This window comes from Pseudomonas sp. 2,4-D, from assembly GCF_030418155.1.
Classification (GTDB): Bacteria; Pseudomonadota; Gammaproteobacteria; order Pseudomonadales; family Pseudomonadaceae; genus Aquipseudomonas; species Aquipseudomonas alloputida.
The window spans coordinates 26,102-49,382 of record NZ_JAUHUI010000009.1; the positions used below are offsets into that span (position 1 = coordinate 26,102).

Annotated in this window: 21 protein-coding genes; 10 read left to right on the forward strand and 11 right to left on the reverse strand. The window is 62.3% G+C overall.

What is annotated here, in order from left to right:
• The first annotated feature begins 11 nt into the window (after nucleotides 1–11).
• Genes QYE47_RS09155 through pcaC form a run of 4 tightly spaced genes read left to right on the forward strand, consistent with a single transcriptional unit; the run spans nucleotide 12 to nucleotide 3,869 of the window.
• Nucleotides 12–1,301, forward strand: coding sequence for an MFS family transporter (locus QYE47_RS09155; protein WP_003251946.1), 1,290 nt, complete (start codon nucleotides 12–14; stop codon nucleotides 1,299–1,301).
• Nucleotides 1,302–1,310: 9 nt separating this feature from the next.
• The gene (locus QYE47_RS09160; RefSeq protein WP_003251947.1) at nucleotides 1,311–2,663 is read left to right on the forward strand and encodes a 3-carboxy-cis,cis-muconate cycloisomerase; all 1,353 of its coding nucleotides are present in this window, start codon (nucleotides 1,311–1,313) and stop codon (nucleotides 2,661–2,663) included.
• Nucleotides 2,664–2,674: 11 nt separating this feature from the next.
• Nucleotides 2,675–3,466, forward strand: a complete 792-nt coding sequence (gene pcaD / locus QYE47_RS09165) for a 3-oxoadipate enol-lactonase (RefSeq protein ID WP_010952488.1) — start codon at nucleotides 2,675–2,677, stop codon at nucleotides 3,464–3,466.
• Between the two features lie 10 nt (nucleotides 3,467–3,476).
• On the forward strand, nucleotides 3,477–3,869 hold the full coding sequence (gene pcaC / locus QYE47_RS09170; RefSeq protein WP_010952489.1) for a 4-carboxymuconolactone decarboxylase: 393 nt from the start codon (nucleotides 3,477–3,479) through the stop codon (nucleotides 3,867–3,869).
• Nucleotides 3,870–3,922: 53 nt separating this feature from the next.
• On the opposite strand, the gene QYE47_RS09175 is transcribed toward pcaC, so the two are convergent.
• The 5 genes from QYE47_RS09175 to ttgA all read right to left on the reverse strand — a co-directional run bounded on the left by QYE47_RS09175 (nucleotide 3,923) and on the right by ttgA (nucleotide 12,113).
• A complete protein-coding gene (locus tag QYE47_RS09175; protein ID WP_003251951.1) occupies nucleotides 3,923–4,447 on the reverse strand; it encodes a DUF962 domain-containing protein in 525 nt (174 codons plus the stop codon).
• Between the two features lie 243 nt (nucleotides 4,448–4,690).
• Nucleotides 4,691–5,947, reverse strand: a complete 1,257-nt coding sequence (locus tag QYE47_RS09180; RefSeq protein ID WP_070384327.1) for an OprD family porin — start codon at nucleotides 5,945–5,947, stop codon at nucleotides 4,691–4,693.
• 404 nt (nucleotides 5,948–6,351) lie between these two features.
• Entirely contained in the window at nucleotides 6,352–7,806 is a 1,455-nt protein-coding gene (locus QYE47_RS09185) for an adeC/adeK/oprM family multidrug efflux complex outer membrane factor (protein WP_003251955.1), read from the reverse strand.
• Nucleotides 7,803–10,955, reverse strand: a complete 3,153-nt coding sequence (ttgB, locus tag QYE47_RS09190; RefSeq protein ID WP_014592250.1) for a multidrug efflux RND transporter permease subunit TtgB — start codon at nucleotides 10,953–10,955, stop codon at nucleotides 7,803–7,805. Before ttgB ends, QYE47_RS09185 begins: the two co-directional genes overlap by 4 nt.
• A 3-nt stretch (nucleotides 10,956–10,958) precedes the next feature.
• Nucleotides 10,959–12,113, reverse strand: coding sequence for a toluene efflux RND transporter periplasmic adaptor subunit TtgA (gene ttgA, locus QYE47_RS09195; RefSeq protein WP_014592249.1), 1,155 nt, complete (start codon nucleotides 12,111–12,113; stop codon nucleotides 10,959–10,961).
• Nucleotides 12,114–12,369: 256 nt separating this feature from the next.
• Here ttgA and ttgR point away from each other — a divergent pair, with 256 nt between their 5' ends.
• A complete protein-coding gene (gene ttgR / locus QYE47_RS09200) occupies nucleotides 12,370–13,002 on the forward strand; it encodes an efflux transport transcriptional regulator TtgR (protein WP_010952495.1) in 633 nt (210 codons plus the stop codon).
• Nucleotides 13,003–13,120: 118 nt separating this feature from the next.
• On the opposite strand, the gene QYE47_RS09205 is transcribed toward ttgR, so the two are convergent.
• Complete coding sequence (locus tag QYE47_RS09205) at nucleotides 13,121–14,572, reverse strand: MDR family MFS transporter (protein WP_019437967.1); 1,452 nt, start codon at nucleotides 14,570–14,572, stop codon at nucleotides 13,121–13,123.
• Between the two features lie 382 nt (nucleotides 14,573–14,954).
• On the opposite strand from QYE47_RS09205, the gene QYE47_RS09210 reads away from it, so the two are divergent.
• Entirely contained in the window at nucleotides 14,955–15,824 is an 870-nt protein-coding gene (locus QYE47_RS09210) for an oxaloacetate decarboxylase (protein ID WP_003251963.1), read from the forward strand.
• Between the two features lie 232 nt (nucleotides 15,825–16,056).
• Here QYE47_RS09210 and QYE47_RS09215 read toward each other — a convergent pair whose 3' ends face one another.
• Nucleotides 16,057–16,965, reverse strand: coding sequence for a LysR family transcriptional regulator (locus tag QYE47_RS09215; RefSeq protein ID WP_070384325.1), 909 nt, complete (start codon nucleotides 16,963–16,965; stop codon nucleotides 16,057–16,059).
• 183 nt (nucleotides 16,966–17,148) lie between these two features.
• On the opposite strand from QYE47_RS09215, the gene QYE47_RS09220 reads away from it, so the two are divergent.
• Nucleotides 17,149–17,763: an NAD(P)-dependent oxidoreductase gene (locus tag QYE47_RS09220; RefSeq protein WP_070384324.1), complete on the forward strand. Its 615-nt coding sequence runs from the start codon at nucleotides 17,149–17,151 to the stop codon at nucleotides 17,761–17,763.
• A gap of 19 nt (nucleotides 17,764–17,782) precedes the next feature.
• Here QYE47_RS09220 and QYE47_RS09225 read toward each other — a convergent pair whose 3' ends face one another.
• The gene (locus tag QYE47_RS09225) at nucleotides 17,783–18,658 is read right to left on the reverse strand and encodes a LysR substrate-binding domain-containing protein (RefSeq protein WP_014592244.1); all 876 of its coding nucleotides are present in this window, start codon (nucleotides 18,656–18,658) and stop codon (nucleotides 17,783–17,785) included.
• A 114-nt stretch (nucleotides 18,659–18,772) separates the two neighbouring features.
• Here QYE47_RS09225 and QYE47_RS09230 point away from each other — a divergent pair, with 114 nt between their 5' ends.
• On the forward strand, nucleotides 18,773–20,410 hold the full coding sequence (locus QYE47_RS09230; RefSeq protein WP_070384323.1) for a 5-guanidino-2-oxopentanoate decarboxylase: 1,638 nt from the start codon (nucleotides 18,773–18,775) through the stop codon (nucleotides 20,408–20,410).
• 123 nt (nucleotides 20,411–20,533) lie between these two features.
• Here the strand turns inward: QYE47_RS09230 and QYE47_RS09235 are convergent, their stop codons facing one another.
• Complete coding sequence (locus QYE47_RS09235; protein WP_014592242.1) at nucleotides 20,534–21,454, reverse strand: AraC family transcriptional regulator; 921 nt, start codon at nucleotides 21,452–21,454, stop codon at nucleotides 20,534–20,536.
• Between the two features lie 202 nt (nucleotides 21,455–21,656).
• On the opposite strand from QYE47_RS09235, the gene QYE47_RS09240 reads away from it, so the two are divergent.
• Both QYE47_RS09240 and QYE47_RS09245 read left to right on the forward strand, forming a co-directional pair.
• Nucleotides 21,657–21,950 carry a putative quinol monooxygenase gene (locus tag QYE47_RS09240; protein ID WP_010952504.1) on the forward strand — a complete coding sequence of 98 codons (294 nt, stop codon included), beginning with the start codon at nucleotides 21,657–21,659 and terminating at the stop codon, nucleotides 21,948–21,950.
• A gap of 16 nt (nucleotides 21,951–21,966) precedes the next feature.
• Nucleotides 21,967–22,233, forward strand: coding sequence for a hypothetical protein (locus tag QYE47_RS09245; protein WP_014592241.1), 267 nt, complete (start codon nucleotides 21,967–21,969; stop codon nucleotides 22,231–22,233).
• On the opposite strand, the gene QYE47_RS09250 is transcribed toward QYE47_RS09245, so the two are convergent.
• Nucleotides 22,234–22,839 (reverse strand): flavin reductase, encoded by a 606-nt coding sequence (locus QYE47_RS09250; RefSeq protein ID WP_010952506.1) that lies wholly within the window; start codon nucleotides 22,837–22,839, stop codon nucleotides 22,234–22,236.
• A 119-nt stretch (nucleotides 22,840–22,958) separates the two neighbouring features.
• Nucleotides 22,959–23,246, reverse strand: a complete 288-nt coding sequence (locus QYE47_RS09255) for a hypothetical protein (RefSeq protein ID WP_014859144.1) — start codon at nucleotides 23,244–23,246, stop codon at nucleotides 22,959–22,961.
• Between the last annotated feature and the right edge of the window lie 35 nt (nucleotides 23,247–23,281).

Below are 23,281 nucleotides of genomic sequence, written 5' to 3' on the forward strand. Positions count from 1 at the left end.
GTGAAACCCTCATGACCTCAACCTATTACACCGGCGAAGAACGCAGCAAGCGCATCTTCGCAATTGTCGGTGCCTCGTCAGGCAACCTGGTGGAATGGTTCGACTTCTACGTCTACGCCTTCTGCGCGATCTACTTTGCCCCGGCCTTCTTCCCCTCCGACGACCCCACCGTGCAGCTGTTGAACACGGCAGGTGTATTCGCCGCAGGCTTCCTGATGCGCCCCATTGGTGGCTGGATCTTCGGCCGCCTCGCCGACCGCCACGGTCGCAAGAACTCCCTGATGATCTCGGTGCTGATGATGTGCTTCGGCTCCCTGATGATCGCCTGCCTGCCCACCTATGCCAGCATCGGCACCTGGGCCCCGGCGCTGCTATTGCTGGCCCGCCTGATCCAGGGGCTGTCGGTAGGGGGCGAATACGGCACCACGGCCACCTACATGAGTGAAGTGGCACTGCGTGGGCAGCGCGGCTTCTTTGCTTCGTTCCAGTACGTCACCCTGATCGGCGGCCAGTTGCTGGCGGTATTGGTCGTGGTGATCCTGCAACAGCTGCTGACTGAAGATGAACTGCGGGCCTGGGGCTGGCGCATTCCCTTCGTGGTGGGGGCCATCGCCGCCCTGATTTCGCTGATGTTGCGCCGTTCGCTGCACGAGACCAGTAGCGCCGAAGCCCGCAATGACAAGGATGCAGGTTCTATCGCAGGCCTGTTCCGCAATCACGCAGCGGCGTTCATCACGGTACTGGGCTACACCGCGGGTGGCTCGCTGATTTTCTATACTTTCACCACCTACATGCAGAAGTACCTGGTCAACACCGCGGGCATGACAGCCAAGAACGCCAGCTACGTGATGACCGGGGCGTTGTTCCTGTTCATGGTGTTGCAGCCGTTCTTCGGCATGCTGTCCGACCGTATCGGTCGGCGCAATTCGATGCTGCTGTTCGGCGGCCTCGGTACCCTGTGCACCGTGCCGCTGCTGATGGCACTGAAAACCGTGACCAGCCCGTTCATGGCCTTCGTGCTGATCAGCCTGGCCCTGTGTATCGTCAGTTTCTACACCTCGATCAGCGGTCTGGTGAAGGCTGAGATGTTCCCGCCGCAGGTGCGTGCACTGGGTGTTGGCCTGGCCTATGCGGTGGCGAACGCAGCATTCGGCGGTTCGGCCGAGTATGTGGCCCTGGGCCTGAAGACCCTGGGGATGGAAAACACTTTCTATTGGTACGTCACGGCGATGATGGCGATTGCCTTCCTGTTCAGCCTGCGCCTGCCGAAGCAGGCGGCGTACCTGCACCATGATGACTAAGGACGCTGCATGAGCAACCAACTGTTCGACGCCTATTTCACCGCGCCGGCCATGCGCGAGATTTTCTCCGACCGTGGCCGCCTGCAGGGCATGCTGGATTTCGAAGCAGCGCTTGCCCGTGCCGAAGCCTCTGCCGGTTTGGTCCCGCACAGCGCGGTAGCAGCCATCGAGGCGGCATGCCAGGCCGAGCGCTATGACGTTGGTGCGTTGGCCAATGCAATCGCCACCGCCGGCAACTCGGCCATTCCGCTGGTGAAAGCGTTGGGCAAGGTGATCGCCACTGGCGTACCTGAGGCTGAGCGCTATGTGCACCTTGGGGCCACCAGTCAGGATGCGATGGACACGGGTCTGGTTCTGCAGCTGCGCGATGCCCTCGATTTGATCGAGGCCGACCTCGGCAAGCTGGCCGATACCCTGTCGCAGCAGGCCTTGAAGCACGCCGATACGCCATTGGTGGGTCGTACCTGGTTGCAACACGCCACCCCGGTGACCCTGGGCATGAAACTGGCCGGTGTACTGGGGGCTTTGACCCGCCACCGTCAGCGCCTGCAGGAACTGCGCCCGCGCCTGCTGGTCCTGCAGTTCGGCGGTGCCTCGGGCAGCCTGGCGGCCCTGGGCAGCAAGGCAATGCCGGTGGCCGAAGCGCTGGCCGAACAGCTCAAGCTGTCCCTGCCCGAGCAGCCCTGGCACACCCAACGCGACCGCCTGGTGGAGTTTGCCTCGGTGCTGGGCCTGGTTGCCGGCAGCCTGGGCAAGTTTGGCCGTGATATCAGCTTGCTGATGCAAACCGAGGCGGGGGAGGTATTTGAGCCTTCTGCGCCGGGCAAGGGTGGTTCTTCGACCATGCCACACAAGCGCAACCCGGTGGGTGCCGCCGTGTTGATCGGTGCCGCAACCCGCGTGCCGGGCCTGCTGTCGACGCTGTTTGCAGCCATGCCTCAGGAGCACGAACGCAGCCTGGGCCTATGGCATGCCGAGTGGGAAACCCTGCCGGACATCTGCTGCCTGGTCTCGGGTGCCCTGCGCCAGGCTCAAGTGATTGCCGAGGGCATGGAGGTGGATGCCGCGCGCATGCGCCGTAACCTCGACCTGACACAAGGCCTGGTGCTGGCTGAGGCGGTTAGCATCGTCCTCGCCCAGCGTCTGGGTCGCGACCGTGCCCACCACCTGCTGGAACAATGCTGCCAGCGCGCGGTGGCCGAACAGCGGCACCTGCGTGCCGTGCTGGGTGACGAGCCGCAGGTCAGCGCCGAGCTGTCTGGCGAAGAACTCGATCGCCTGCTCGACCCTGCCCATTACCTGGGCCAGGCCCGCGTCTGGGTGGCGCGCGCCGTGTCCGAACATCAACGTTTTACTGCCTGAAGGAGACCGCTGTGGCGCACTTGCAACTGGCCGATGGCGTTTTGAATTACCAGATCGATGGCCCGGATGACGCCCCGGTGCTGGTCCTGTCCAACTCGCTGGGTACCGACCTGGGCATGTGGGACACCCAGATTCCGCTCTGGAGCCAGCACTTCCGGGTGCTGCGCTATGACACCCGTGGTCACGGCGCATCGCTGGTCACTGAAGGCCCTTACAGCATCGAACAGCTGGGCCGCGACGTGCTGGCCCTGCTCGATGGCCTGGACATTCAAAAGGCTCACTTCGTCGGCCTGTCGATGGGAGGCCTGATCGGCCAGTGGCTGGGTATCCATGCAGGTGAGCGCCTGCACAGTCTGACCCTGTGCAACACGGCCGCCAAAATCGCCAACGACGAGGTGTGGAACACCCGTATCGACACGGTACTCAAAGGCGGCCAGCAGGCCATGGTCGACCTGCGCGATGCCTCTATCGCCCGCTGGTTCACCCCGGGTTTTGCCCAGGCACAGGCGGAGCAGGCCCAGCGTATCTGCCAGATGCTGGCGCAAACCAGCCCGCAAGGGTACGCAGGCAACTGTGCAGCGGTACGTGACGCTGATTATCGTGAGCAACTGGGCCGCATCCAGGTGCCCGCGCTGATCGTTGCCGGTACGCAAGACGTGGTTACCACCCCTGAGCATGGCCGCTTCATGCAGGCCGGTATCCAAGGTGCCGAGTACGTCGACTTCCCGGCGGCGCACCTGTCCAACGTCGAGATTGGCGAGGCTTTCAGCCGCCGCGTGCTCGATTTCCTGCTGGCTCACTGAGGACAACACCATGGACGAGAAACAACGTTACGACGCTGGCATGCAAGTGCGCCGCGCAGTGCTGGGTGATGCCCACGTGGACCGCAGCCTGGAGAAGCTCAACGACTTCAATGGCGAGTTCCAGGAAATGATCACCCGCCATGCCTGGGGTGACATCTGGACCCGCCCAGGGCTGCCGCGCCATACCCGCAGCCTGATCACCATCGCCATGCTGATCGGCATGAACCGCAACGACGAGCTGAAGCTGCACCTGCGTGCGGCGGCCAACAATGGCGTGACCCGCGACGAGATCAAGGAAGTGCTGATGCAGAGCGCGATCTACTGCGGCATTCCGGCGGCCAATGCCACGTTCCACCTGGCTGAGTCGGTGTGGGATGAACTTGGCGTAGAGTCGCGCCAGTAAACCGTGTTCGCGGGCAAGCCCCCTGCAACAGGGCGCTTGCCCGCGAATGGCCTTTACACCGATGCCTTTTTTTGCCGCATGGCAATCGGGCCGGCGTTGGTTTCCACGGCGCGCTTCAGGGTCGGGCACAGGCCCAGCATGAACGCAGCTTCCGCCACCACGAACAGCGGCCCGATGATCAGGCCACTCACGTCGTCAACAAATGCCGGTTTGCGGCCTTCGTAGTAATGGCCGATGAACTGGATGATCCAGCCCACCACGAACGCTCCCAGCCCGGCGCCGAGCCATAGCGTTGTCGACTGTACTGCCAGCGCCTCACCGACCCACAGGCACAGGCCCAGCAACAGCCCCATCACCAGCCCGAAGCGCAGGTCCAGGCGCAAGTAGAACCACACAGACGCCGCCGCTGCCACCAGGGCAGGGGACAGCCACATGCCAGCTATCTCCCAGCCTGGGCGTGAAAGCAGGATGGTGACTGCCAGCACGATCATGGGGATGCCGACGAAGTGGGTGGCGATATTGCGCGGATCGCGGTGGTAGTTGGCGTATTGGCTCAGGTGGTCGACGAGGGTTTTCATTGTTGTGCCTCCCTGTTCTGCTTTGTTTCACCTGTACCTGATAGTGATCAGGATAGCCTGCAGTCACCACCATCATCAGCTCAGCGAATGGCGGCAGCGTGCACTGGCAAATTCATGGCAGGGATTTCATCAAGCTGTTGCAAATCATGCCTTCAAAAAAGGGGCATGGATTTTTATAGCTTCAGGTCATTTGAGGAGGCGTCTGGCCTCCTCGCGGGTTTATCCGCGAAGAGGCCATTTGATTCACAGAAGATTCAGCGGATAACTCACAATCACACGGTTCTCATCGAACGCGTTGGTGCTGAAGTCGCGACGCATGGTCGAGTTGCGCCATTTCACCGACAGGTCCTTGAAGCTGCCCGACTGCACCACATAGGCCAGCTCTGTTTCCCGCGCCCATTCCTTGCCATCGTCCACGCTGCCCACGGTGACGTTGTCACCCTTGATATAGCGGTTCATCAGGGTCAGGCCGGGTACGCCGACGGTGGCGAAGTTGAAGTCATGGCGAACCTGCCAGGAACGCTCCTTGGCATTGTCGAAGCTTGAATTGTAGCTGTCGTTGGCCAGGGTACCGCCACTGGTGCCATTGACCCGCATCCAGGCATCGTCGCCGCTGACCTTCTGCAGGCCAACGTAAAAGGTGTGGCCTTGGTAGCGCGCCGAAAGCAAGGCGGAGGCGGTGCGGTTGTCCAGCTTGCCGGCCCGTTCGGCGCCATCTTCCTTGCCAATGAAATAGCCCAGGTTGGCGCCCAGCGTCCAGTCGCCCAGCGGCTGGCTGTGCGTCAGGTTGAGGTATTGCTGGCGGTAGATGTCCTTGAGCTGGGCATCCCACAGGCCGATCATGGTGCGCTTGTCGTTGAAGGTGTACTCACCGCCGCCGAAGTTGAAACGGTCGGAGGTGAAGGCGGCTTTGCCGTTGAGCGACATGTCTTCCATGCTGGCATCGTTGCGTGGGCTGTTGCCGCGGAACTGGCCGGCGTACAGGGTCAGGCCGGCGATTTCCCTGGAGGTCAGCTGGCCACCGCGGAAGGTTTGCGGCAGTGAGCGGCCATCGTCCGAACGCAGGATTGGCAGTACCGGCATCCATTCACCGACTTTCAGCTCGGTTTCGGACAGCTTGGCCTTCAGCGCCACACCCAGCCGACCAAAATCATCGGCCGGGCGGCCGTCGCCATGCACGGGCAGCAGGTGAGTGTTGGTGGTGCCTTTGCCGCCGTCGAGCTTGACCGAGTACAGGCCCAGTACGTCCACGCCGAAACCGACCGTGCCCTGGGTGAAACCGGAACGGGCATCGAGGATGAAGCTTTGTGTCCATTCCTCGGCCTTGCCCTGTGGGTGGGCTTGGTCGACGAAGTTGCGGTTGATGTAGAAGTTGCGCAGGTTGAGGGTGGCCTTGGCGTCCTCGATGAAACCACCTTCGTTGGCGGCGAATGCGGGGAGGGCGCAGGACATGGCCAACAGGCCAGGCAGCAGCTGACGTGCGGGTAGCGAAATGCTCATCTGTCGTGGATCTCTTGTTTTTATGGTCGAGCCGGTGCACTGCGGGATCGGGCCTGCAGGTGCGGGTGTTTTTGATGAACTTGGGTAACGTTGCGTGGGGGGATGGTGCGGGGTAGTGCGGGGGTGAGGCAATTCGCCGCAAACGGAACGGGGCGATAATCGAACGGAATGTTCCGGTTGGTTAATAACTCTCCTGGGGTGGCCTCTTCGCGGGTAAACCCGCTCCTACAACGGCTTGCGCCCAGCCACCGATATGTGTCTACCACACGATCCGTGTAGGAGCGGGTTCACCCGCGAATACGGTGGTGGTTGCGACGGTGAATCGCCAAGAGATACTGGCCGGCACAGGTAGTAAAAAAGCAAAGCCCACCGCTAAGGGTGGGCTTGTGCTGCAACAAGGCCGATCAGCCTTTCGGTGTTTCCACCGATGCCTGCTGGTTGGCCTGCCCGGTCTGCTCGTACCAGCCACCGCCAAGCGCCTTGTATAGGTTGACCTCGCTGGTCAGCTGCGACAGGCGGTCTCCGATCAGCGCTTGCTGGGCACTGAACAGGTTGCGTTGGGCATCGAGGAAGGTCAGGTTGCTGTCAATCCCGATGCGGTAACGGCGTTCGGCCAAGCGGTAGTAGTCCTGGTTCGCCTGCACCAGGTCGCGCTGGGCTTGCAACTGCTCTTCGAAGGTCTTGCGTGCCGCCAGGCCATCGGAGACTTCCTGGAAGGCCGTCTGGATGGTTTTTTCGTACTTGGCGACGTTGATGTCCTTCTGGATTTTCGAGTAGTCCAGGCTGGCTTTCAGGCTACCGGCGTTGAAGATCGGCAGGTTGATCTGCGGCTGGAACAGCCAGGTGCCTTGGCCGCCCGCGAACAGGTGGCCCATGTCGGGGCTCAGGCTACCAGCGTTCGCGGTCAGGCTGATGCTCGGGAAGAACGCTGCGCGGGCTGCACCAATGTTGGCGTTGGCGGCCTTGAGCAGGTGCTCGGCTTCCTGAATGTCCGGGCGACGCTGAAGGATATCCGATGGCAGGCCGGCCGGTACTTCGGCCAGTTGGTCGGCATCAAGCTCCAGCGGCTTGGCCAGGTCGGCAGGAATGCCGGTGCCCAGCAGCACGGTCAGGCTGTTGACGTCCTGGGCGACCAGGCGCTGGTACTGCGAGTACTTGACCCTGGCGCCTTCCACGGCGGTACGCGCCTGGCTGACGTCCAGGGCCGATGCCACGCCGACCTCGTTGCTGCGACGGGTGAGGTTGTAGCTTTCCTCGTAGGTCTTCAGCGTTTCTTCGGTCAGCTTGAACAGGGCCTGGTCGGCCTGCCAGGTGTAGTAGGCGTTGGCCACGCTGGCTACCAGGGCGATTTGCGTGGAGCGACGCGCCTGCTCGCTGGAGAGGTAGGTTTCCAGGGCCTGCTCGGTCAGGCTGCGCACGCGGCCGAACAGGTCCAGCTCGTAGGCGCTGACGCCCAAGGTGGCCGAGTACTGGCTGGTGATGCCAGATTCGCCTGTTTGCGACATGTTCGCCGGGACACGCTGGCGGCTGCCACTGCCGGTGGCCGAAACTGCCGGGAACAGGTCGGCGCGCTGAATGCGGTATTGCGCACGGTAGGCATCGAGGTTCAGCGCCGCGACCCGCAGGTCGCGGTTATTGACCAGCGAGGTCTGGATCAGCTGTTGCAGCGCCGGGTCGTGGAAGAACTGGCGCCAGCCCTGTTCAGCAGCGGCAACATCCGCCGATTGCGTCGGCGAGTATGCAGGGCCTTGCGGCCACTGTGCAGCCACCGGCGCCTCTGGGGTCTGGTAGTCAGGGATCAGCGAGCAGCCGCCAAGAATGAAAGCGGTTACCGCCAGGGACAACAAAGACTTGGTCATTGCCCAGCCTCATAACGTGGATTTTCAGGGGTGACGTCTTTTTCCGGCTCTTTGCTGCCGAACAGCGACGACACTGCGACGAAGAACAGCGGTACCCAGAAGATAGCCAGAACGGTCGCACTGATCATGCCGCCGATCACGCCAGTACCGATGGCGTGCTGGCTGCCGGCGCCGGCGCCGCTGGCGATGGTCAACGGTACCACGCCCAGGATGAACGCCAGCGAGGTCATGATGATCGGGCGCAGACGCATGCGGCACGCTTCAATCGCTGCGTCGTACAGGCTACGGCCTTGTTCGTGCAGCTCCTTGGCGAATTCCACGATCAGAATGGCGTTTTTCGCCGCAAGACCGATGGTGGTCAACAGGCCAACCAGGAAGTACACGTCGTTGGACAGGCCGCGCAGGCTGGTGGCGATCAGCGCACCGATGATACCCAGCGGTACCACCAGCACCACAGCGATCGGGATCGACCAGCTTTCGTACAGGGCCGCCAGGCACAGGAACACGAACAGCACCGAGAGGGCGAACAGCGCCGGCATCTGCGAGCCGGAGAGTTTTTCCTCGTAGGACATGCCGGTCCAGGAGAAGCCGATACCGCTCGGCAGCTCGCCTGCAATGCGCTCGACCTCGGCCATGGCTTCACCGGTACTGTAACCAGGCGCCGGCGCACCGAGGATTTCCATCGCTTCGACACCGTTGTAACGCGACAGCTTCGGCGAACCGTAGGTCCATTCGCCTTTGGCGAAGGAGGAGAACGGCACCATCTCGCCTGCGCCGTTGCGCACGTACCATTTTTGCAGGTCTTCCGGGCTCATCCGCGCGCTGGGTTCGCCCTGGATGTACACCTTCTTGACCCGGCCACGGTCGATGAAGTCGTTGACGTAGCTGGCACCCAAGGCAATCGACAGGGTGTTGTTGATGTCGGCAATGGTCACGCCCAAGGCGCTGGCACGTTCGTCATCAATGGTCAGCTGGTACTGCGGTTCATCGTTCAGGCCGTTCGGGCGCACGGCGCTGAGGATCTTGCTCTGCGCAGCTTTGGCCAGGAACTGGTTGCGCGCCTCCATCAACTTCGCGTGGCCGACACCGCCGCGGTCCTGAAGGAACACGTCGAAGCCGGTGGCGTTACCCAGTTCAAGCACCGCTGGCGGGGCGAAGGCGAACACCATCGCATCACGGAAGGTGAAGAAGTGCTGCTGGGCGCGCTGGGCCAGGGCAAACACGCTGTTCTCCTTCGAGCGTTCATCCCAGGGTTTGAGCATGATGAAGGCCATGCCCGAGCTCTGGCCGCGGCCTGCGAAGTTGAAGCCGTTGACGGTGAACACCGACGATACGGTATCGGCTTCGTCCTTGAGCAGGTATTCACGCATCTGGTCGACCACGACCTGCGTGCGCTCGGCACTGGAGCCGGCTGGGGTCTGCACCTGAGCGAACAGTACGCCCTGGTCTTCTTCTGGCAGGAACGCGGTAGGGATGCGAGCGAACAGCCAGATCATGCCGACCACGATCAGCGCATAGCCCAGCAGGAATGGCACCTTGTTGCGCAGGATGGTGCCTACGCTACGCTCGTAGCCGTTGACGCTGCGGTCGAAGTTGCGGTTGAACCAGCCAAAGAAGCCGCCTTTGGCAGTGTGGTGCTCGCCCTTCTTCAGCGGCTTGAGCATGGTTGCGCAGAGCGCCGGGGTGAAGATCAGCGCAACCAGCACCGACAGGCCCATGGCCGAGACGATGGTGATGGAGAACTGCCGGTAGATCACACCCGTGGAGCCGCCAAAGAACGCCATGGGCAGCAGTACGGCCGAGAGCACCAGGGCGATACCCACCAGGGCGCCCTGGATCTGTTCCATCGAGCGCTTGGTCGCTTCCTTGGGCGGCAAGCCTTCTTCGGACATGACCCGCTCGACGTTCTCCACCACGACGATGGCGTCGTCCACCAGCAAGCCGATGGCCAGGACCATGGCGAACATGGTCAGGGTGTTGATGCTGAAGCCCGCGGCGGCAAGGATACCGAAGGTACCCAGCAATACGACCGGTACGGTCATGGTGGTGATGATGGTGGCGCGGAAGTTCTGCAGGAACAGGTACATCACCAGGAACACCAGCACCACGGCTTCGATCAGGGTGTGGATCACGCCGCTGATCGATTCGGTGACCACTGGGGTGGTGTCATACGGGAATACCGCCTTGACCCCCGGCGGGAAGAACGGTTCCAGGCCTTTGATGGTCTCGCGCAGTGCCTTGGCAGTGTCCAGCGCGTTGGCGCCGGTTGCCAGTTTTACCGCCAGGCCGGAAGCCGGCTTGCCGTTGAACTGGGCGCTGACGGCGTAGTTTTCACCCCCCAGGCCTACTTGGGCGACATCGCCCAGACGCACCTGTGAACCGTCTTTGTTGACCTTGAGCAGGATACTCTCGAACTGCTCGGCGGTTTGCAGGCGGGTCTTGCCGATGATGGTGGCGTTCAGCTGGGTGCCCGGCAGGGCTGGCAGGCCGCCGAGCTGGCCGGAAGACACCTGCACGTTCTGTGCGGCCACAGCGGTCTTGACGTCGACCGGGGTCAGCTGGAACTTGTTCAGCTTGGCCGGATCGAGCCAGATACGCATGGCGTACTGTGCACCGAACACCTGGAAGTCACCCACACCTGCGGTACGCGAGATCGGGTCCTGCATGTTCGAGACGATGTAGTTGGCCAGGTCGTCCTTGGTCATGCTGCCGTCTTCGGAGACCAGGCCGATCACCAGCAGGAAGTTCTTCACTGCTTTGGTGACGCGGATACCTTGCTGCTGCACTTCCTGCGGCAGCAGTGGGGTGGCCAGGTTCAGCTTGTTCTGTACCTGTACCTGCGCGGTGTCGGGGTTGGTGCCCTGTTCGAAGGTGGCGGTAATGGTCATGCTGCCGTCGGAGTTACTTTCCGACGACACATAACGCAGGTTGTCGATACCGTTGAGCTGCTGCTCGATCACCTGAACCACGGTGTCCTGCACGGTTTGCGCCGAGGCGCCCGGGTAGGTCACGGCGATGGCGATGGCCGGCGGCGCGATACTGGGGTACTGGTTGATCGGCAGCTTCAGGATAGACAAAGCCCCGACCAGCATGATCACCAAGGCGATCACCCAGGCGAAGATCGGGCGATCGATAAAGAACTTCGACATGGTTTACTCCGCTTTGGCGTCTGCTTTCGCCGCGTTGGCCTGATCAGGGCCGGCCGGCTTCTTGACGTTGGTGGCATCGCTGACCTTCACCTCGACGCCTGGGCGCACGTATTGCAGCCCTTCGGTGATCAGGCGGTCACCCGGATTGAGGCCTTCCTCGATCAGCCAGTCGCTACCCAAGGTGCGGCTGGCCTTGAGCTGGCGCAGTTCGACCTTGTTCTCCTGGTTGACCACCAGGGCGGTGGGAGCGCCCTTGAGGTCGCGGGTCACGCCTTGTTGCGGTGCCAGGATGGCGTTGGCGTTGACCCCGGCCTTGAGCCGCGCATGCACGAACATGCCTGGCAGCAGGGTGTGATCGGGGTTGGGGAACAGGGCGCGCAGGGTCACCGAGCCGGTGGTCTCATCGACCGCGACTTCGGAGAATTCCAGGCGGCCTTCCTGCTTGAACAGGCTACCGTCTTCCAGCACCAGCTGAACCGAGGCGGCGTTGTTGCCGGCCTTCTGCAACTGGCCGCTTTCCAGGTCACGGCGCAGCTTGAGCAGCTCGGCGGTGGACTGGGTAACGTCGACATAAATAGGGTCGAGTTGCTGGATGGTGGCCATGGCGTCGGTCTGACCATTGCTCACCAGTGCACCTTCGGTGAACGAAGAGCGACCGATACGGCCGCTGATCGGCGCCAGAACCTTGGTGTAGCGCAGGTCGATCTGTGCGCTCTTGAGCGAAGCCTCGGCCTGCAATCGTTTGGCATTGGCGTCGTCGTATTCCTGTTTGGAGACGGCCTGTTCGTCAATCAGCTGCTTGTAGCGTTCGGCCAGTGAGCGTGTAGCCAGCAGGTTGGCCTTGGCATTGGCCAGGGTGGCTTCGTACACGGCAGGGTCGATCTGATACAACTGCTGGCCTTCCTTGACCTCACTGCCTTCCTTGAACAGGCGCTTGAGGATGATGCCGTTGACCTGCGGGCGCACTTCGGCGACGCGGTAGGCACTGGTTCGCCCCGGCAATTCCGAGGTGAGGGTGAAGGCTTGCGGCTGGATGGTCACGACGCCGACCTGAGGAGCCTGCGCCGCGGGCGCTGCTTCTTCTTTCTTACAGCCACTGAGCAGGGTTGCCAGGGCGACGGCGGAAACCAGAGCGGTAACGGCTGGCTTGAATTGCATGAGGATCCTCGGGTCGCTGGAGCAGGGAGACGCTCAAGAGTAATGGAAGAGATCTTGATCTGGAAAAAATGCTATCCGGTGGATAAATAGCTTGCTAAGGAATATACTTACATTCATGGTTGTTTGTAAATACTGCTGAGTTGTACTCCGGTACCCCTCAGCGCTTGATTAGCTCATCCGAGAGGCCCCGGCACAGGAGCCCTCGGAGCGTTCCCCGCCCGCGCTGCGCGTTCGGGCCAGATGAGGTTGTACTGCCATGGTCCGTCGAACCAAAGAAGAAGCCCAGGAAACCCGTGCCCAGATCATCGAGGCGGCGGAAAGGGCCTTCTACAAGCGCGGGGTTGCGCGAACCACCCTGGCCGACATCGCCGAACTGGCGGGTGTGACGCGGGGGGCGATCTACTGGCACTTCAACAACAAGGCCGAGCTGGTGCAGGCGTTGCTCGACAGTCTGCACGAGACCCATGACCATTTGGCGCGCGCGAGCGAAAGCGAGGATGAACTCGACCCGCTTGGCTGCATGCGCAAGCTGCTGTTGCAAGTGTTCAACGAGCTGGTGCTCGATGCCCGAACCCGTCGTATCAATGAAATCCTGCATCACAAGTGCGAGTTCACCGATGACATGTGTGAAATTCGCCAGCAGCGCCAGAGTGCGGTGCTGGATTGCCACAAGGGCATCACCCTGGCGCTGGCCAATGCCGTACGCCGGGGCCAGTTGCCTGGCGAGCTGGATGTGGAGCGCGCGGCGGTGGCCATGTTTGCCTATGTCGATGGCCTGATCGGGCGCTGGCTATTGCTGCCTGACAGTGTCGATCTGTTGGGCGATGTCGAAAAATGGGTCGACACCGGGCTGGATATGCTGCGCTTGAGCCCTGCTCTGCGCAAATGACACTTTGTTAAGGATTGTGAGGGAGTGTTTCCCCTTTGTGTTAAGGGGGCATTAAGGGGCGTGGCCGCCCTGCGGCTGTTCGCAGCACAAGGCGGCTCTTGCAGCGATTGCGTAGTCTTCAGCGGCCGCGCAATTGCCGGTCGGGCAAAGCCAATGCCGCAAACAGTCCCAGCACCGCGACGACCGCACTCCCCATCAGCAGCTGCTGGAACGTTTCCAGCAACCGCCCCTGAGTCACCAGGTCCACCTCTGCGGCCTTCAAGCTCCCCAGCAACGGGTTACCCGACAGTTCGAAACCACCCTGATGCAGCAGTGCCAGCAACAAGCTGGACATGCACGCCACGCCCATGGCTCCGCCCAGCGAACGGAACAGGTTGGTGGTGCTGGTGGCCACGCCGATGTCCTTGCTGGCCACCGCGCTTTGTGTGCCCACCAGTGAGGTCGGGAATTGCAGCCCGCAGGCTATGCCGGTCAGCAGCATGAACAGCGCACTGAGCAACGCTGATTGCGGCGGAGTCAGTGCCATCGCGAAAATGGCCACTGGCATCAGCAGTGCACCGGCCAGGATCTGTGGTTTGTAGCGCCCGGTCCGGCTGGTCATGCGGCCTCCTGTGAAGGCGCCCATGGGCAGCCCCATGGCCAGCGGCAGCAGATGCAGGGCGGCGCTGTCGGCGCCGGCGCCGGTAATGCCCTGGTAACGCAAGGGCATGAGCATGGTCAGCGAAATGGACTGGAAGCTGGCGAAGAAGATCACCGCCCAGCACAGCACTGCCACACGGTTGCCGAACAGGCTGAGCGGCAGCAGCGGCTCCGGGCAGCGGCGTTCGTGGGTGATGAATAGCGCCAGGCCCAGCAGGGCGCAGCCGAACAGCGCCAGCACGGCCGGGTCGGCCCAGGCGTGGCCCTGGCCTACCAAGGTGATGCCTAGCAGCAGGCTGCCTAGGCCGAGAATCAACAGCATGGCGCCAAGGTAGTCCACCTGTGCCTCGCGACGCTGCACCGGCATGTCGCCGAGCGCACGGCGAATGGCCCACAAGGCGACCAGCCCCAGCGGCAGGTTGATCCAGAACACCCAGCGCCACGACAGGTACTCGGTCAACCAGCCGCCCAGCACTGGCCCGGCCACGCTGGCCGCGGCGTACATGCTGCTGAAGTAGCCCTGGTAGCGGCCGCGTTCGCGTGGGGGTACGAAGTCGCCAATGATTGCCTGGCTCACCGAGACCATCCCGCCTGCGCCGATACCCTGCAGTACCCGGGCCAGCACCAGTTGCGGCATGTTCTGGGCCATGGCGCAGGCAATGGAGGCCAGGGTGAACAGGCTGATGCCGGTGAGGATCATCCGGCGCCGGCCGTAAAGGTCGCCCAGTTTGCCGTAGATCGGCACGGCCACGGTCATGGCCACCATATAACCGGAGATGACCCAAGCCAGCAGGCCGACATCGCTGAATTGCGCCGAGATGGCGGGCAGCGAGACGGCGACGATGGTCTGGTCCAGTGCGCCGAGGAAGATGGCCAGCATCAGGGCGGTGAGCACGTTGCGCAGGGCGGTGGGGGGCAGGGCGGCGGTCACGGAAATACCTTGTTTTGTCAATGGCGGCCCCTTCGCGGGCAAGCCTGCTCTCGCAGAAGCCCTCGGATTGTAACCTGAGTTAGGTAGCTTCCTATGTACTATCTGCATCCCCTATGCAAGATCGGCATTGGCGCATTCATCCAGTGCTGCATGGCTGCGTGATATCGTTGGTATGCCACAGAGGCTGAAATCCGGGGCTTGCACCAGGTTGGTGCAACATATTGCCGCAGGTTTTTCAGTCCGCTGTCTCCCACACCTTTTATTCCTCTGCCTGCATGTCGAGCATGACCGCCCAGATGGCGACGGTTGGAACAGGTCAGGTAGACCCGATTACAGGGGTCGGTAGTTACCGTTCAAATTTCAACTTTTTTGCGGAGTGATCATGCCCAAGGCTTCCCACCAAGATCTGCGTTTTGCCTTCCGCGAGCTGCTCGCTTCAGGTTCGTGTTTCCACACTGCCTCGGTGTTCGACCCGATGTCGGCACGCATTGCCGCAGACCTGGGCTTCGAAGTCGGTATCCTCGGCGGTTCGGTCGCTTCGTTGCAGGTACTTGCTGCTCCGGACTTCGCTCTGATCACCCTCAGCGAGTTCGTCGAGCAGGCCACCCGCATTGGTCGGGTCGCGCAACTGCCGGTACTGGCCGACGCCGACCACGGCTATGGCAACGCATTGAACGTGATGCGCACGGTGATCGAACTGGAGCGCGCCGGTGTGGCCGCACTGACCATCGAGGACACCCTGCTGCCTGCCCAGTTCGGGCGCAAGTCCACCGACCTGATCCCGGTCGAGGAGGGCGTTGGCAAGATCCGCGCGGCGCTGGAGGCACGAGTCGATTCGTCCCTGTCGATCATTGCCCGTACCAACGCGGGCGTACTCAGTACCGAAGAAATCATCGTGCGTACCCAGAGCTACCAGAAGGCGGGCGCTGATGGCATCTGCATGGTCGGGGTCAAAGACTTCGAGCAGCTCGAACAGATTGCCGAGCACCTGACTGTGCCGCTGATGCTGGTTACCTATGGCAACCCGAACCTGCGCGATGACGAGCGCCTGGCGCGTCTGGGCGTGCGCATCGTGGTCGATGGCCATGCGGCTTACTTTGCCGCGATCAAGGCCACTTACGACTGCCTGCGGCTGCAGCGTGGTCGGCAGAACAAGTCGGAAAACCTCAGTGCCACCGAACTCTCGCACACCTACACCCAGCCTGAGGACTACATTCGCTGGGCCAAGGAATACATGAGCGTCGAAGAGTGATCAGCAGGGCGCTGTCCATTCAACGGACGGCGCTCAAGGTTGCACTGTGAGGCACGCAATGTGCCTGCTCGCAGCTATTGGCGACGCTGGGCTGGCTGCGTAGCAGTTCGGCGCGCCAGCAGGCTGAGCCATACAGCGCTGCGACTGCGGTAAGGGCCATGACAAGGGCGACTCTTCTGGAATTGATGCCCATGGTGCTCACCTCCTGTGACAGCGATAGGGGTGTACGCCACTAGTATAGATCCCGATCCCACTCCGGCTCGTCCTTGAAACGCTGTACCAAGAAATCCAGCATGCTGCGCAAGGTCGCCGGCATGTGTTTGCGCGACGTATACACCGCATTCAGGTTCAGTTCACGTGGTTTGGCCTCGGGCAGCAGACGCACCAGTTCACCCCGGCGTATGGCGTCTGCGGCCTGGAAGGTTGGCAGCATGGCGATACCTGCGCCAGCCAGCGCGGCCCTCTGCAGGGTCATCACCTCATTGGCACTGATGTTTCCCGATACGGGCACGGCGACCTGCTGGCCGGCTACCGCGAAATGCCACAAGCTGTGTCCGAAATAGGCATGGGTCAGGCAGTTGTGCTGGCTCAGTTCCTCAACCCGTTGCGGCGTGCCTCGCTCATTCAGGTAGGCCGGTGCCGCGCACACGACCGAGCGGCACACGCTCAGGCGCCGGGCGATGAGGCTGGGGTCCACGTCATTGCTGGTGCGAATGGCCAGGTCGATGCGCTCGTCCACCAGGTTGACGGTGCGGTCGAGCATCTGCAGTTCTACCTTCACGTCGGGAAAGCGCCGCACATAGGCGGCCACTGCATCCACCAGCTGTGCCTGGCCGAATGAGGTACTGACGCTGATACGCAGTGCCCCCCTTGGCGAGTCTTCCGGCTGCTGCACGGCAGCCTGCATGTCGCCGGCCAGTTCCAGCAGTTGCCGGCAGCGAGGCAGGGTTTCCTGGCCGGCTGCCGTGAGGCTGAGCTTGCGCGTGGTCCGCTGCATCAGCCGCGTGCCAACCCAGTCTTCCAACTCTGCCAGGTAGCGCGACACGACCGGCCGCGATAACTGCAGATAGTCCGCCGCCGCCGACTGGCTGCCCAGATCGATGACTGTGACGAATACACGCATGGCGTTGAGGCGATCCATGATTTGCCCGATTTCAGAAACAAACTATGTCTGAGCATCGCATTTTTTGTGACGAATCGGGTAACTAAGCTATGCGCATTGTTTGCCGGAAGGCGTTATCCGAAGCCGGCAGACGAGAGCCTTGGCGCTGGCGGCGAAGGTCGCCAAGGGCAGTCATTTCGTTCAACTGATGGAGAGTATTTCATGAGCAAGATCGCAATCATCGGTGCCACTGGCCGCGCTGGCAGCCAGTTACTGGAAGAGGCCCTGCGCCGTGGTCACCGTGTACTGGCCATTGCCCGCGACCCTTCCACGCTTGAAGGGCGAGAGGGTGTGACCGTCAAGTCGCTGGATGCCACGGACAGCGCGGCCCTGCAAGCAGCGGTCGCAGGTATGGACGCTGTGTTGAGTGCCGCGCATTTCTCGACAATGCAGCCGCACGCCATCATCGAGCCGGTGAAGCGCGCCGGGGTCAAGCGCCTGCTGGTGGTGGGTGGCGCCGGTAGCTTGTTGCTGCCGTCAGGGCATTGGGTGATCGACAGCCCGGATTTCCCGGAGGCGTATAAAGCCGAGGCCAGTGCCGGCGTGCGTTTTCTGGAGGCGCTGCGGCGCGAGCCGAACCTGGACTGGACCTTCCTCTCGCCTTCGGCTGAGTTCGTTGAGGGTGAGCGCAGAGGTCACTATACGCTGGGCAAGGATCATCTGTTGATCGGTGCGGACGGCAAGAGCTGGATCACGTTTGCCGACTATGCGATTGCCATGCTGGATGAGCTGGAGCAGCCGCAGCACTCGCGGCAACGGTTCACAGTCGGCTATTGAGTCGACTGCGAAAGGGCCGTCACAGGCTGGCCTGGCCCTCCAGCCAGTCCAGCAATTCCAGCAACCCCGGCGGCAAGCTCCTGGCCTGGCTCACCAGGTAATACCCCTTGCCTGTCAGCACCTTCAGCGCAAACGGCATGCACAACCGCCCGCCGCGCAGGTCATCGCCAATCAGCGACCAGTCACCGATTGCCACCCCTGTCCCCTGCGAAGCCATGGCCATCGCCATGTCCAGTGTCTCGAAATGCTGTTTGGGTCCATGCGTGGCCAGCGTCACTCCAGCCGCCTGCAACCACAACCGCCAGTCGTGTTCATCCCGCGAGGGATGCAGCAACATATGTCGGGCCAGGTCTTCCACCTGCTGCAACGGCACTGGCCCCTCACGCAGTGACGGTGCGCACACCGGGGTCAGCTGCTCATCGAACAGCTTGCGCACCTGCAGCCCGTGGTTCGGCGCATCGCCGTAGACCACTGCGGCATCGAAGCCCTCGCGACGCAAATCCACCCCGTGCTGCACTGTAGTGGTCAGCTCCACCGGTACGTCCGGGCGCAGTGCCTGCCACTCCATCAGGCGCGGCAGCAGCCAACGCATCACGCAGGTGGGGGCCTTGAGCTGCAGAGTGGTGCTGTGCTCACCCACCTCGCGCACCCCTTGTTCGATCAGGGCGAACACCTGCTGCACCCGTGGCAGCCAGTCCAGGCCTTCACGGGTCAGGCTCAACCCACGCGCCTCGCGCTTGAACAGGGCATAACCGAGGTGTTCTTCGAGGGCTGCAATCTGGCGGCTGACAGCGCCCTGGGTGATGTGCAACTGCTGCCCGGCGCGGGTGAAGTTGCAGTGCTGGGCGGTGACCAGAAACGTGTGCAGGGCAGGCAGGGGCGGGAGGCGTTTCATTGCAGTGAGCCATGATCACAGGACATGGCTAGTATGTGTTTTTTTACATTGTGGCGATAGCCGTGGCTTGGGTCCAATAAGGGCATACCCCAACAAGATTCATGGTGACCCCTGATGGCAACCTGTGGCGAAGTACTGGTCAAACTCCTTGAAGGCTATGGCGTCGATCATGTTTTCGGCATCCCCGGTGTACATACCGTGGAGCTCTATCGTGGCCTGGCGGGCTCTTCCATTCGTCACATCACCCCGCGTCATGAGCAAGGTGCCGGGTTCATGGCTGACGGCTATGCGCGCACCCGCGGCAAACCCGGAGTGTGCTTCATTATCACCGGCCCGGGCATGACCAATATCACCACTGCCATGGGCCAGGCCTATGCCGACTCGATCCCGATGCTGGTGATTTCCAGCGTGCAGTCCCGTGACCAGCTGGGCGGTGGCCGTGGCAAGTTGCACGAGCTGCCCAACCAAGCCGCGCTGGTATCGGGTGTGGCGGCGTTTTCCCACACCTTGATGAGTGCAGCCGACTTGCCGCAGGTACTGGCCAGGGCATTTGCCGTGTTCGACAGTGCCCGGCCACGCCCGGTGCATATCGAAATCCCGCTCGATGTGCTGGTTGAACCGGCCGACTTCCTGCTGCCGGGCCGCCCTGTACGTGGCAGTCGGGCTGGTGCTGCACCGCAGGCCGTAGCGCAGATGGCTGAGCGCCTGGCCAGTGCGCGTCGGCCGCTGATTCTGGCCGGTGGCGGGGCATTGGCTGCAGGGGCCGCGCTGGCACGGCTGGCTGAACACCTGCAGGCCCCGGTGGCGCTGACCATCAATGCCAAAGGCTTGCTGCCTGCCAGCCACCCATTGCAGATCGGCTCGACCCAGTCGTTACCGGCCACACGGGCGCTGGTGGCCGAGGCGGACGTGGTGCTGGCGATCGGCACCGAACTGGCCGAAACCGATTATGACGTGACCTTCAAGGGAGGCTTCGAGATCCCGGGCAGGCTGCTGCGCATTGACATCGACCCGGACCAGACCGTGCGCAATTATCTGCCGGAGCTGGCGCTGGTAGCCGATGCCAAGCTGGCAGCCGAAGCGCTGCTCGGTGCCTTGCAAACTCAGCCGCAGCCAGTGCACGAAAGCACTTGGGGCATGGCTCGCGTGGCCAACCTGCGCAAGGTCCTGGCGGCAGACTGGGACCAGCCAACCCTGAGCCAGACACGTTTGCTGAGCGCCATACTGGAGCGCCTGCCTAATGCGATTCTGGTGGGCGACTCGACCCAACCTGTGTATACCGGCAACCTGACACTCGACATGGAGCAGCCACGCCGCTGGTTCAACGCCTCGACCGGTTACGGCACCTTGGGTTACGCGTTGCCAGCAGCCATGGGCGCCTGGTTGGGCAGTGGCGAGCAGACCGTCGAACGCGCTCCGGCGGTGTGCCTGATTGGTGATGGTGGTTTGCAGTTCACCCTGCCGGAACTGGCCAGTGCAGTGGAGGCGCAGGTACCGCTGATCGTACTGCTGTGGAATAACCAGGGGTACGAGGAAATCAAGAAATACATGGTCAATCGGGCGATCGAGCCGGTCGGAGTGGATATCCATACCCCGGATTTCATCGGCGTGGCGCGGGCGTTGGGCGCGGCAGCAGAGAACGTGGCCGATATCGCCCAATTGCAGGCGGCGCTCGGGCAAGCGGTTGAGCGCAAGGGGCCGACCTTGATTCAGGTGGACCAGAATCAGTGGCAGGCCGCGGTATTGGGTTGAAGTATTGCGATTGCCTGTATCGGCCTCTCGCGCCTGCAGGCAGCGCGCAATTTTCGCATCTGTGCAAAAACCTGTAGGAGCGGGTTTACCCGCGAAAGCGCCGGTGCAGGCGAATGTTGAGCTTCAGACCGCAGTAGCCCGCAACCGAGCCACATCACGAATCGGCGGCGCGCCGTAAAGCCGGCTGTATTCACGGCTGAACTGCGACGGGCTTTCATAACCCACCCGATAAGCCGCCACCGCCGCCTCCAGCCCATCGTTCAACATCAGCCGCCGCGCCTCCTGCAGGCGCAGTTGCTTCTGGTACTGAAGCGGGCTCATCGAGGTCACGGCCTTGAAGCGGTGGTGCAAGGTCGAGGTGCTGAGGTTGACCTCACGGGCCAGGTCCTCGATACGCAGCGGCTGTTGGAAGTTGTTGTTGAGCCAGGAGATGGCCTGGCAAACCCGGTGGGTCTGGCTGTTGGCCAAGGCAATTTCATACAGCCGGTAACCCTGCGGACCACGCAGCAGGCGGTAGAGAATCTCTCGGCGGAACAGCGGCGCCAGCATTGCGATGTCGCGAGGGGTGTCCAGCAGCCGCAGCAACCGCAGCAGGGCATCGAGTAACGCGGCATCAGTCCTTTCCACATACAAACCACGGCCGGAAGGTCGATTGGGTACCAGCATCGGCCCGCTCTCGGCGATCAGCTGGCTGATCTCGGCCGGGTCCAGGTCCATGCGCAGGCCCAGGCTTGGGTTCTCGGGGCTGGCATCCAGCCTCACGGCACTGAGTGGCAAGGTCACCGAAACGACCATGTAATGCAGTGGGTCGTAGGCGTACTGCTCGTCACCCAGGAACAGGCTTTTGCTGCCTTGGGCAAGGATGCACAGGGCAGGCTGCGCCAGGGTGGGTACAGAACGCACATTTTCGGTGTAACGCACCAGGTACAGGTCATCGATGGCCGATGCTGGGCCAAAGGGCTCGCCCGCATGGCGGTTGATCAGCTCGGCCAGCTCCAGGCGCTGCAGTTCCAGGGTCGGTTCGGTGGACGTGGCGGTGGTCATGATGGCTTTCCTCTGCTGACCGACGCAGCATAGGTTTGGGCAAAGACGGGCGCTAGTCGAAAGCTGCATGTCGATTGCCTGATCCTGCCGCGCTGCAGGATCAGGCAATCGACATGCAGTAATGGCCTAACGCGCCGCGCGGGTGAGCGCCTAACCTTGGCAGCCTGGCTTTTCCGTCCGCCTGCTTCAAGGAGATTGTGCAATGACCCTTAAACAACCGGTCACCCACCTTGCTTTCATCCGTGCCAGCAGCGGGCGCTCGGCAGAGCTGGGCGCGCGTCTGCGTGACCTGCTCGAGCCCTCGCTGCGTACACCGGGTTGCCTGAGTTTCACCGTGCAGCGTTCTCAGGCTGATGCTGACCTGTGGTTGCTCAGCGGAAGCTGGCAGGACCAGCAGGCGATGAGTGGTTACTTTGCTTCGCCGACACTGGAGGTGTTCGGTGAGCTGGTGCAGGCTCAGGTGGTCAGCAGCCTGGACTTGCATACCTTCGACTGAGCCTGGATGAGGTAAAGTGACGCCCTTGTTCAACAACCCGGACAGCAACATGGCACGTAGGGAATTCACTCATTTCGAAGCGGTATCGGCGATGGTGCCGGTGGAAGGTGGCGGCTACAACGCGGCCATCGCAGTCAAAGCCTTGGGCATGGGCGGTGCGCCGCGCTTTCACAAGGTTCTCGACGGGCAGGTGTTCAAGGGCGCTGTGGCCGCCGACGAAGCGGCCACCGCCGAGCTGCAACGCCTGCAGGGCGTCAGCGAAGAGGGTGAGCTGGTCTGGTGATCAGGCCGGCGGCCGGGCCATCTTGAACAGGTTGCCCAGCTCGAAATAATCCGCTGGGCCACCTCCACGCAGGATCGGCTCGGCGGCAGCGGTATCGTAGATGCCGTTGTTCAACAGGTGCTCGGCAATGTGCACCGCCACCACTTCCCCAAGGATCAGCCAGCTGGGCACCTGTTCCTGATCGGCGCGCTTGAGCTGGACGATCTGGCTGACCTTGCACTCGAAGGCTACCGGCGTTTCACCCACGCGTGGCACCTTGACGATGCTCGACGGTGCGGCAGTGAGGCCGCTCAATTCGAATTCGTTCACTTCGGCAGCAACCGGTGCACAGCTCAGGTTCATTTGCTCGGCCAGTGGGCGGGTGGCCAGGTTCCAGACGAACTCACCGGTCTGCTCGATGTTGTTCAGGCTGTCTTTGCGCCCGACGCTGCAGAAACCGATGATCGGCGGGATGTAGTTGAACGCATTGAAGAAGCTGTAAGGCGCCAGGTTCAGGCGGCCTTCGCGGTCCTGAGAGGAGATCCAGCCGATCGGGCGGGGACCGACGATGGCATTGAACGGGTCGTGCGGCAGGCCGTGGCCTTTGGCGGGTTCGTAGTAATACATCTGTGCTGGGCTTGTTGGCCCTACCTCCTGGTGGACAAGGTGCCTAGTGTGCCAAGCCTGAGCTTGCCTGCAAATGATCAAGCCCGGCCGAAGCCGGGCTGGGTGCTCGCAATCAGGTATCAGCTGATGCGGTGCGCGTTGGTGCGGTCGAAGCCGTCTTCAGCGAAGCGTTGGCCACCGGTGCGGTCGAAGCCGTCTTCGGCGAAGCGCTGGCCACCGGTGCGGTCGAAGCCGTCTTCGGCGAAGCGTTGGCCACCGGTGCGGTCGAAGCCATCTTCAGCGTAGCTGGCTGACTGGGTTTGAACCGCGGCAAAGGTGTGAGCGTCGGTCCGGTCGAAGCCATCTTCGGCGAAGGCGCCAGCTGCGAAAACCGAGAGGGCCAGGGTAAGGATCAGTTTGTTTTTCATGGTCGTTGCTCCAGGGGTTGGTGAGTTGTTTGTTT

Excerpts from the sequence above, each read along its gene's own strand:
- QYE47_RS09155 (WP_003251946.1), top strand. The coding sequence starts at position 12 with ATGACCTCAACCTATTACACCGGCGAAGAACGCAGCAAGCGCATCTTC.
- QYE47_RS09160 (WP_003251947.1), top strand. The coding sequence starts at position 1,311 with ATGAGCAACCAACTGTTCGACGCCTATTTCACCGCGCCGGCCATGCGC.
- pcaC (WP_010952489.1), top strand. The coding sequence starts at position 3,477 with ATGGACGAGAAACAACGTTACGACGCTGGCATGCAAGTGCGCCGCGCA.
- QYE47_RS09175 (WP_003251951.1), bottom strand. The coding sequence starts at position 4,447 with ATGAAAACCCTCGTCGACCACCTGAGCCAATACGCCAACTACCACCGC.
- QYE47_RS09180 (WP_070384327.1), bottom strand. The coding sequence starts at position 5,947 with ATGAGCATTTCGCTACCCGCACGTCAGCTGCTGCCTGGCCTGTTGGCC.
- QYE47_RS09185 (WP_003251955.1), bottom strand. The coding sequence starts at position 7,806 with ATGACCAAGTCTTTGTTGTCCCTGGCGGTAACCGCTTTCATTCTTGGC.
- ttgB (WP_014592250.1), bottom strand. The coding sequence starts at position 10,955 with ATGTCGAAGTTCTTTATCGATCGCCCGATCTTCGCCTGGGTGATCGCC.
- ttgA (WP_014592249.1), bottom strand. The coding sequence starts at position 12,113 with ATGCAATTCAAGCCAGCCGTTACCGCTCTGGTTTCCGCCGTCGCCCTG.
- ttgR (WP_010952495.1), top strand. The coding sequence starts at position 12,370 with ATGGTCCGTCGAACCAAAGAAGAAGCCCAGGAAACCCGTGCCCAGATC.
- QYE47_RS09210 (WP_003251963.1), top strand. The coding sequence starts at position 14,955 with ATGCCCAAGGCTTCCCACCAAGATCTGCGTTTTGCCTTCCGCGAGCTG.
- QYE47_RS09215 (WP_070384325.1), bottom strand. The coding sequence starts at position 16,965 with ATGGATCGCCTCAACGCCATGCGTGTATTCGTCACAGTCATCGATCTG.
- QYE47_RS09220 (WP_070384324.1), top strand. The coding sequence starts at position 17,149 with ATGAGCAAGATCGCAATCATCGGTGCCACTGGCCGCGCTGGCAGCCAG.
- QYE47_RS09225 (WP_014592244.1), bottom strand. The coding sequence starts at position 18,658 with ATGAAACGCCTCCCGCCCCTGCCTGCCCTGCACACGTTTCTGGTCACC.
- QYE47_RS09230 (WP_070384323.1), top strand. The coding sequence starts at position 18,773 with ATGGCAACCTGTGGCGAAGTACTGGTCAAACTCCTTGAAGGCTATGGC.
- QYE47_RS09235 (WP_014592242.1), bottom strand. The coding sequence starts at position 21,454 with ATGACCACCGCCACGTCCACCGAACCGACCCTGGAACTGCAGCGCCTG.
- QYE47_RS09240 (WP_010952504.1), top strand. The coding sequence starts at position 21,657 with ATGACCCTTAAACAACCGGTCACCCACCTTGCTTTCATCCGTGCCAGC.
- QYE47_RS09250 (WP_010952506.1), bottom strand. The coding sequence starts at position 22,839 with ATGTATTACTACGAACCCGCCAAAGGCCACGGCCTGCCGCACGACCCG.
- QYE47_RS09255 (WP_014859144.1), bottom strand. The coding sequence starts at position 23,246 with ATGAAAAACAAACTGATCCTTACCCTGGCCCTCTCGGTTTTCGCAGCT.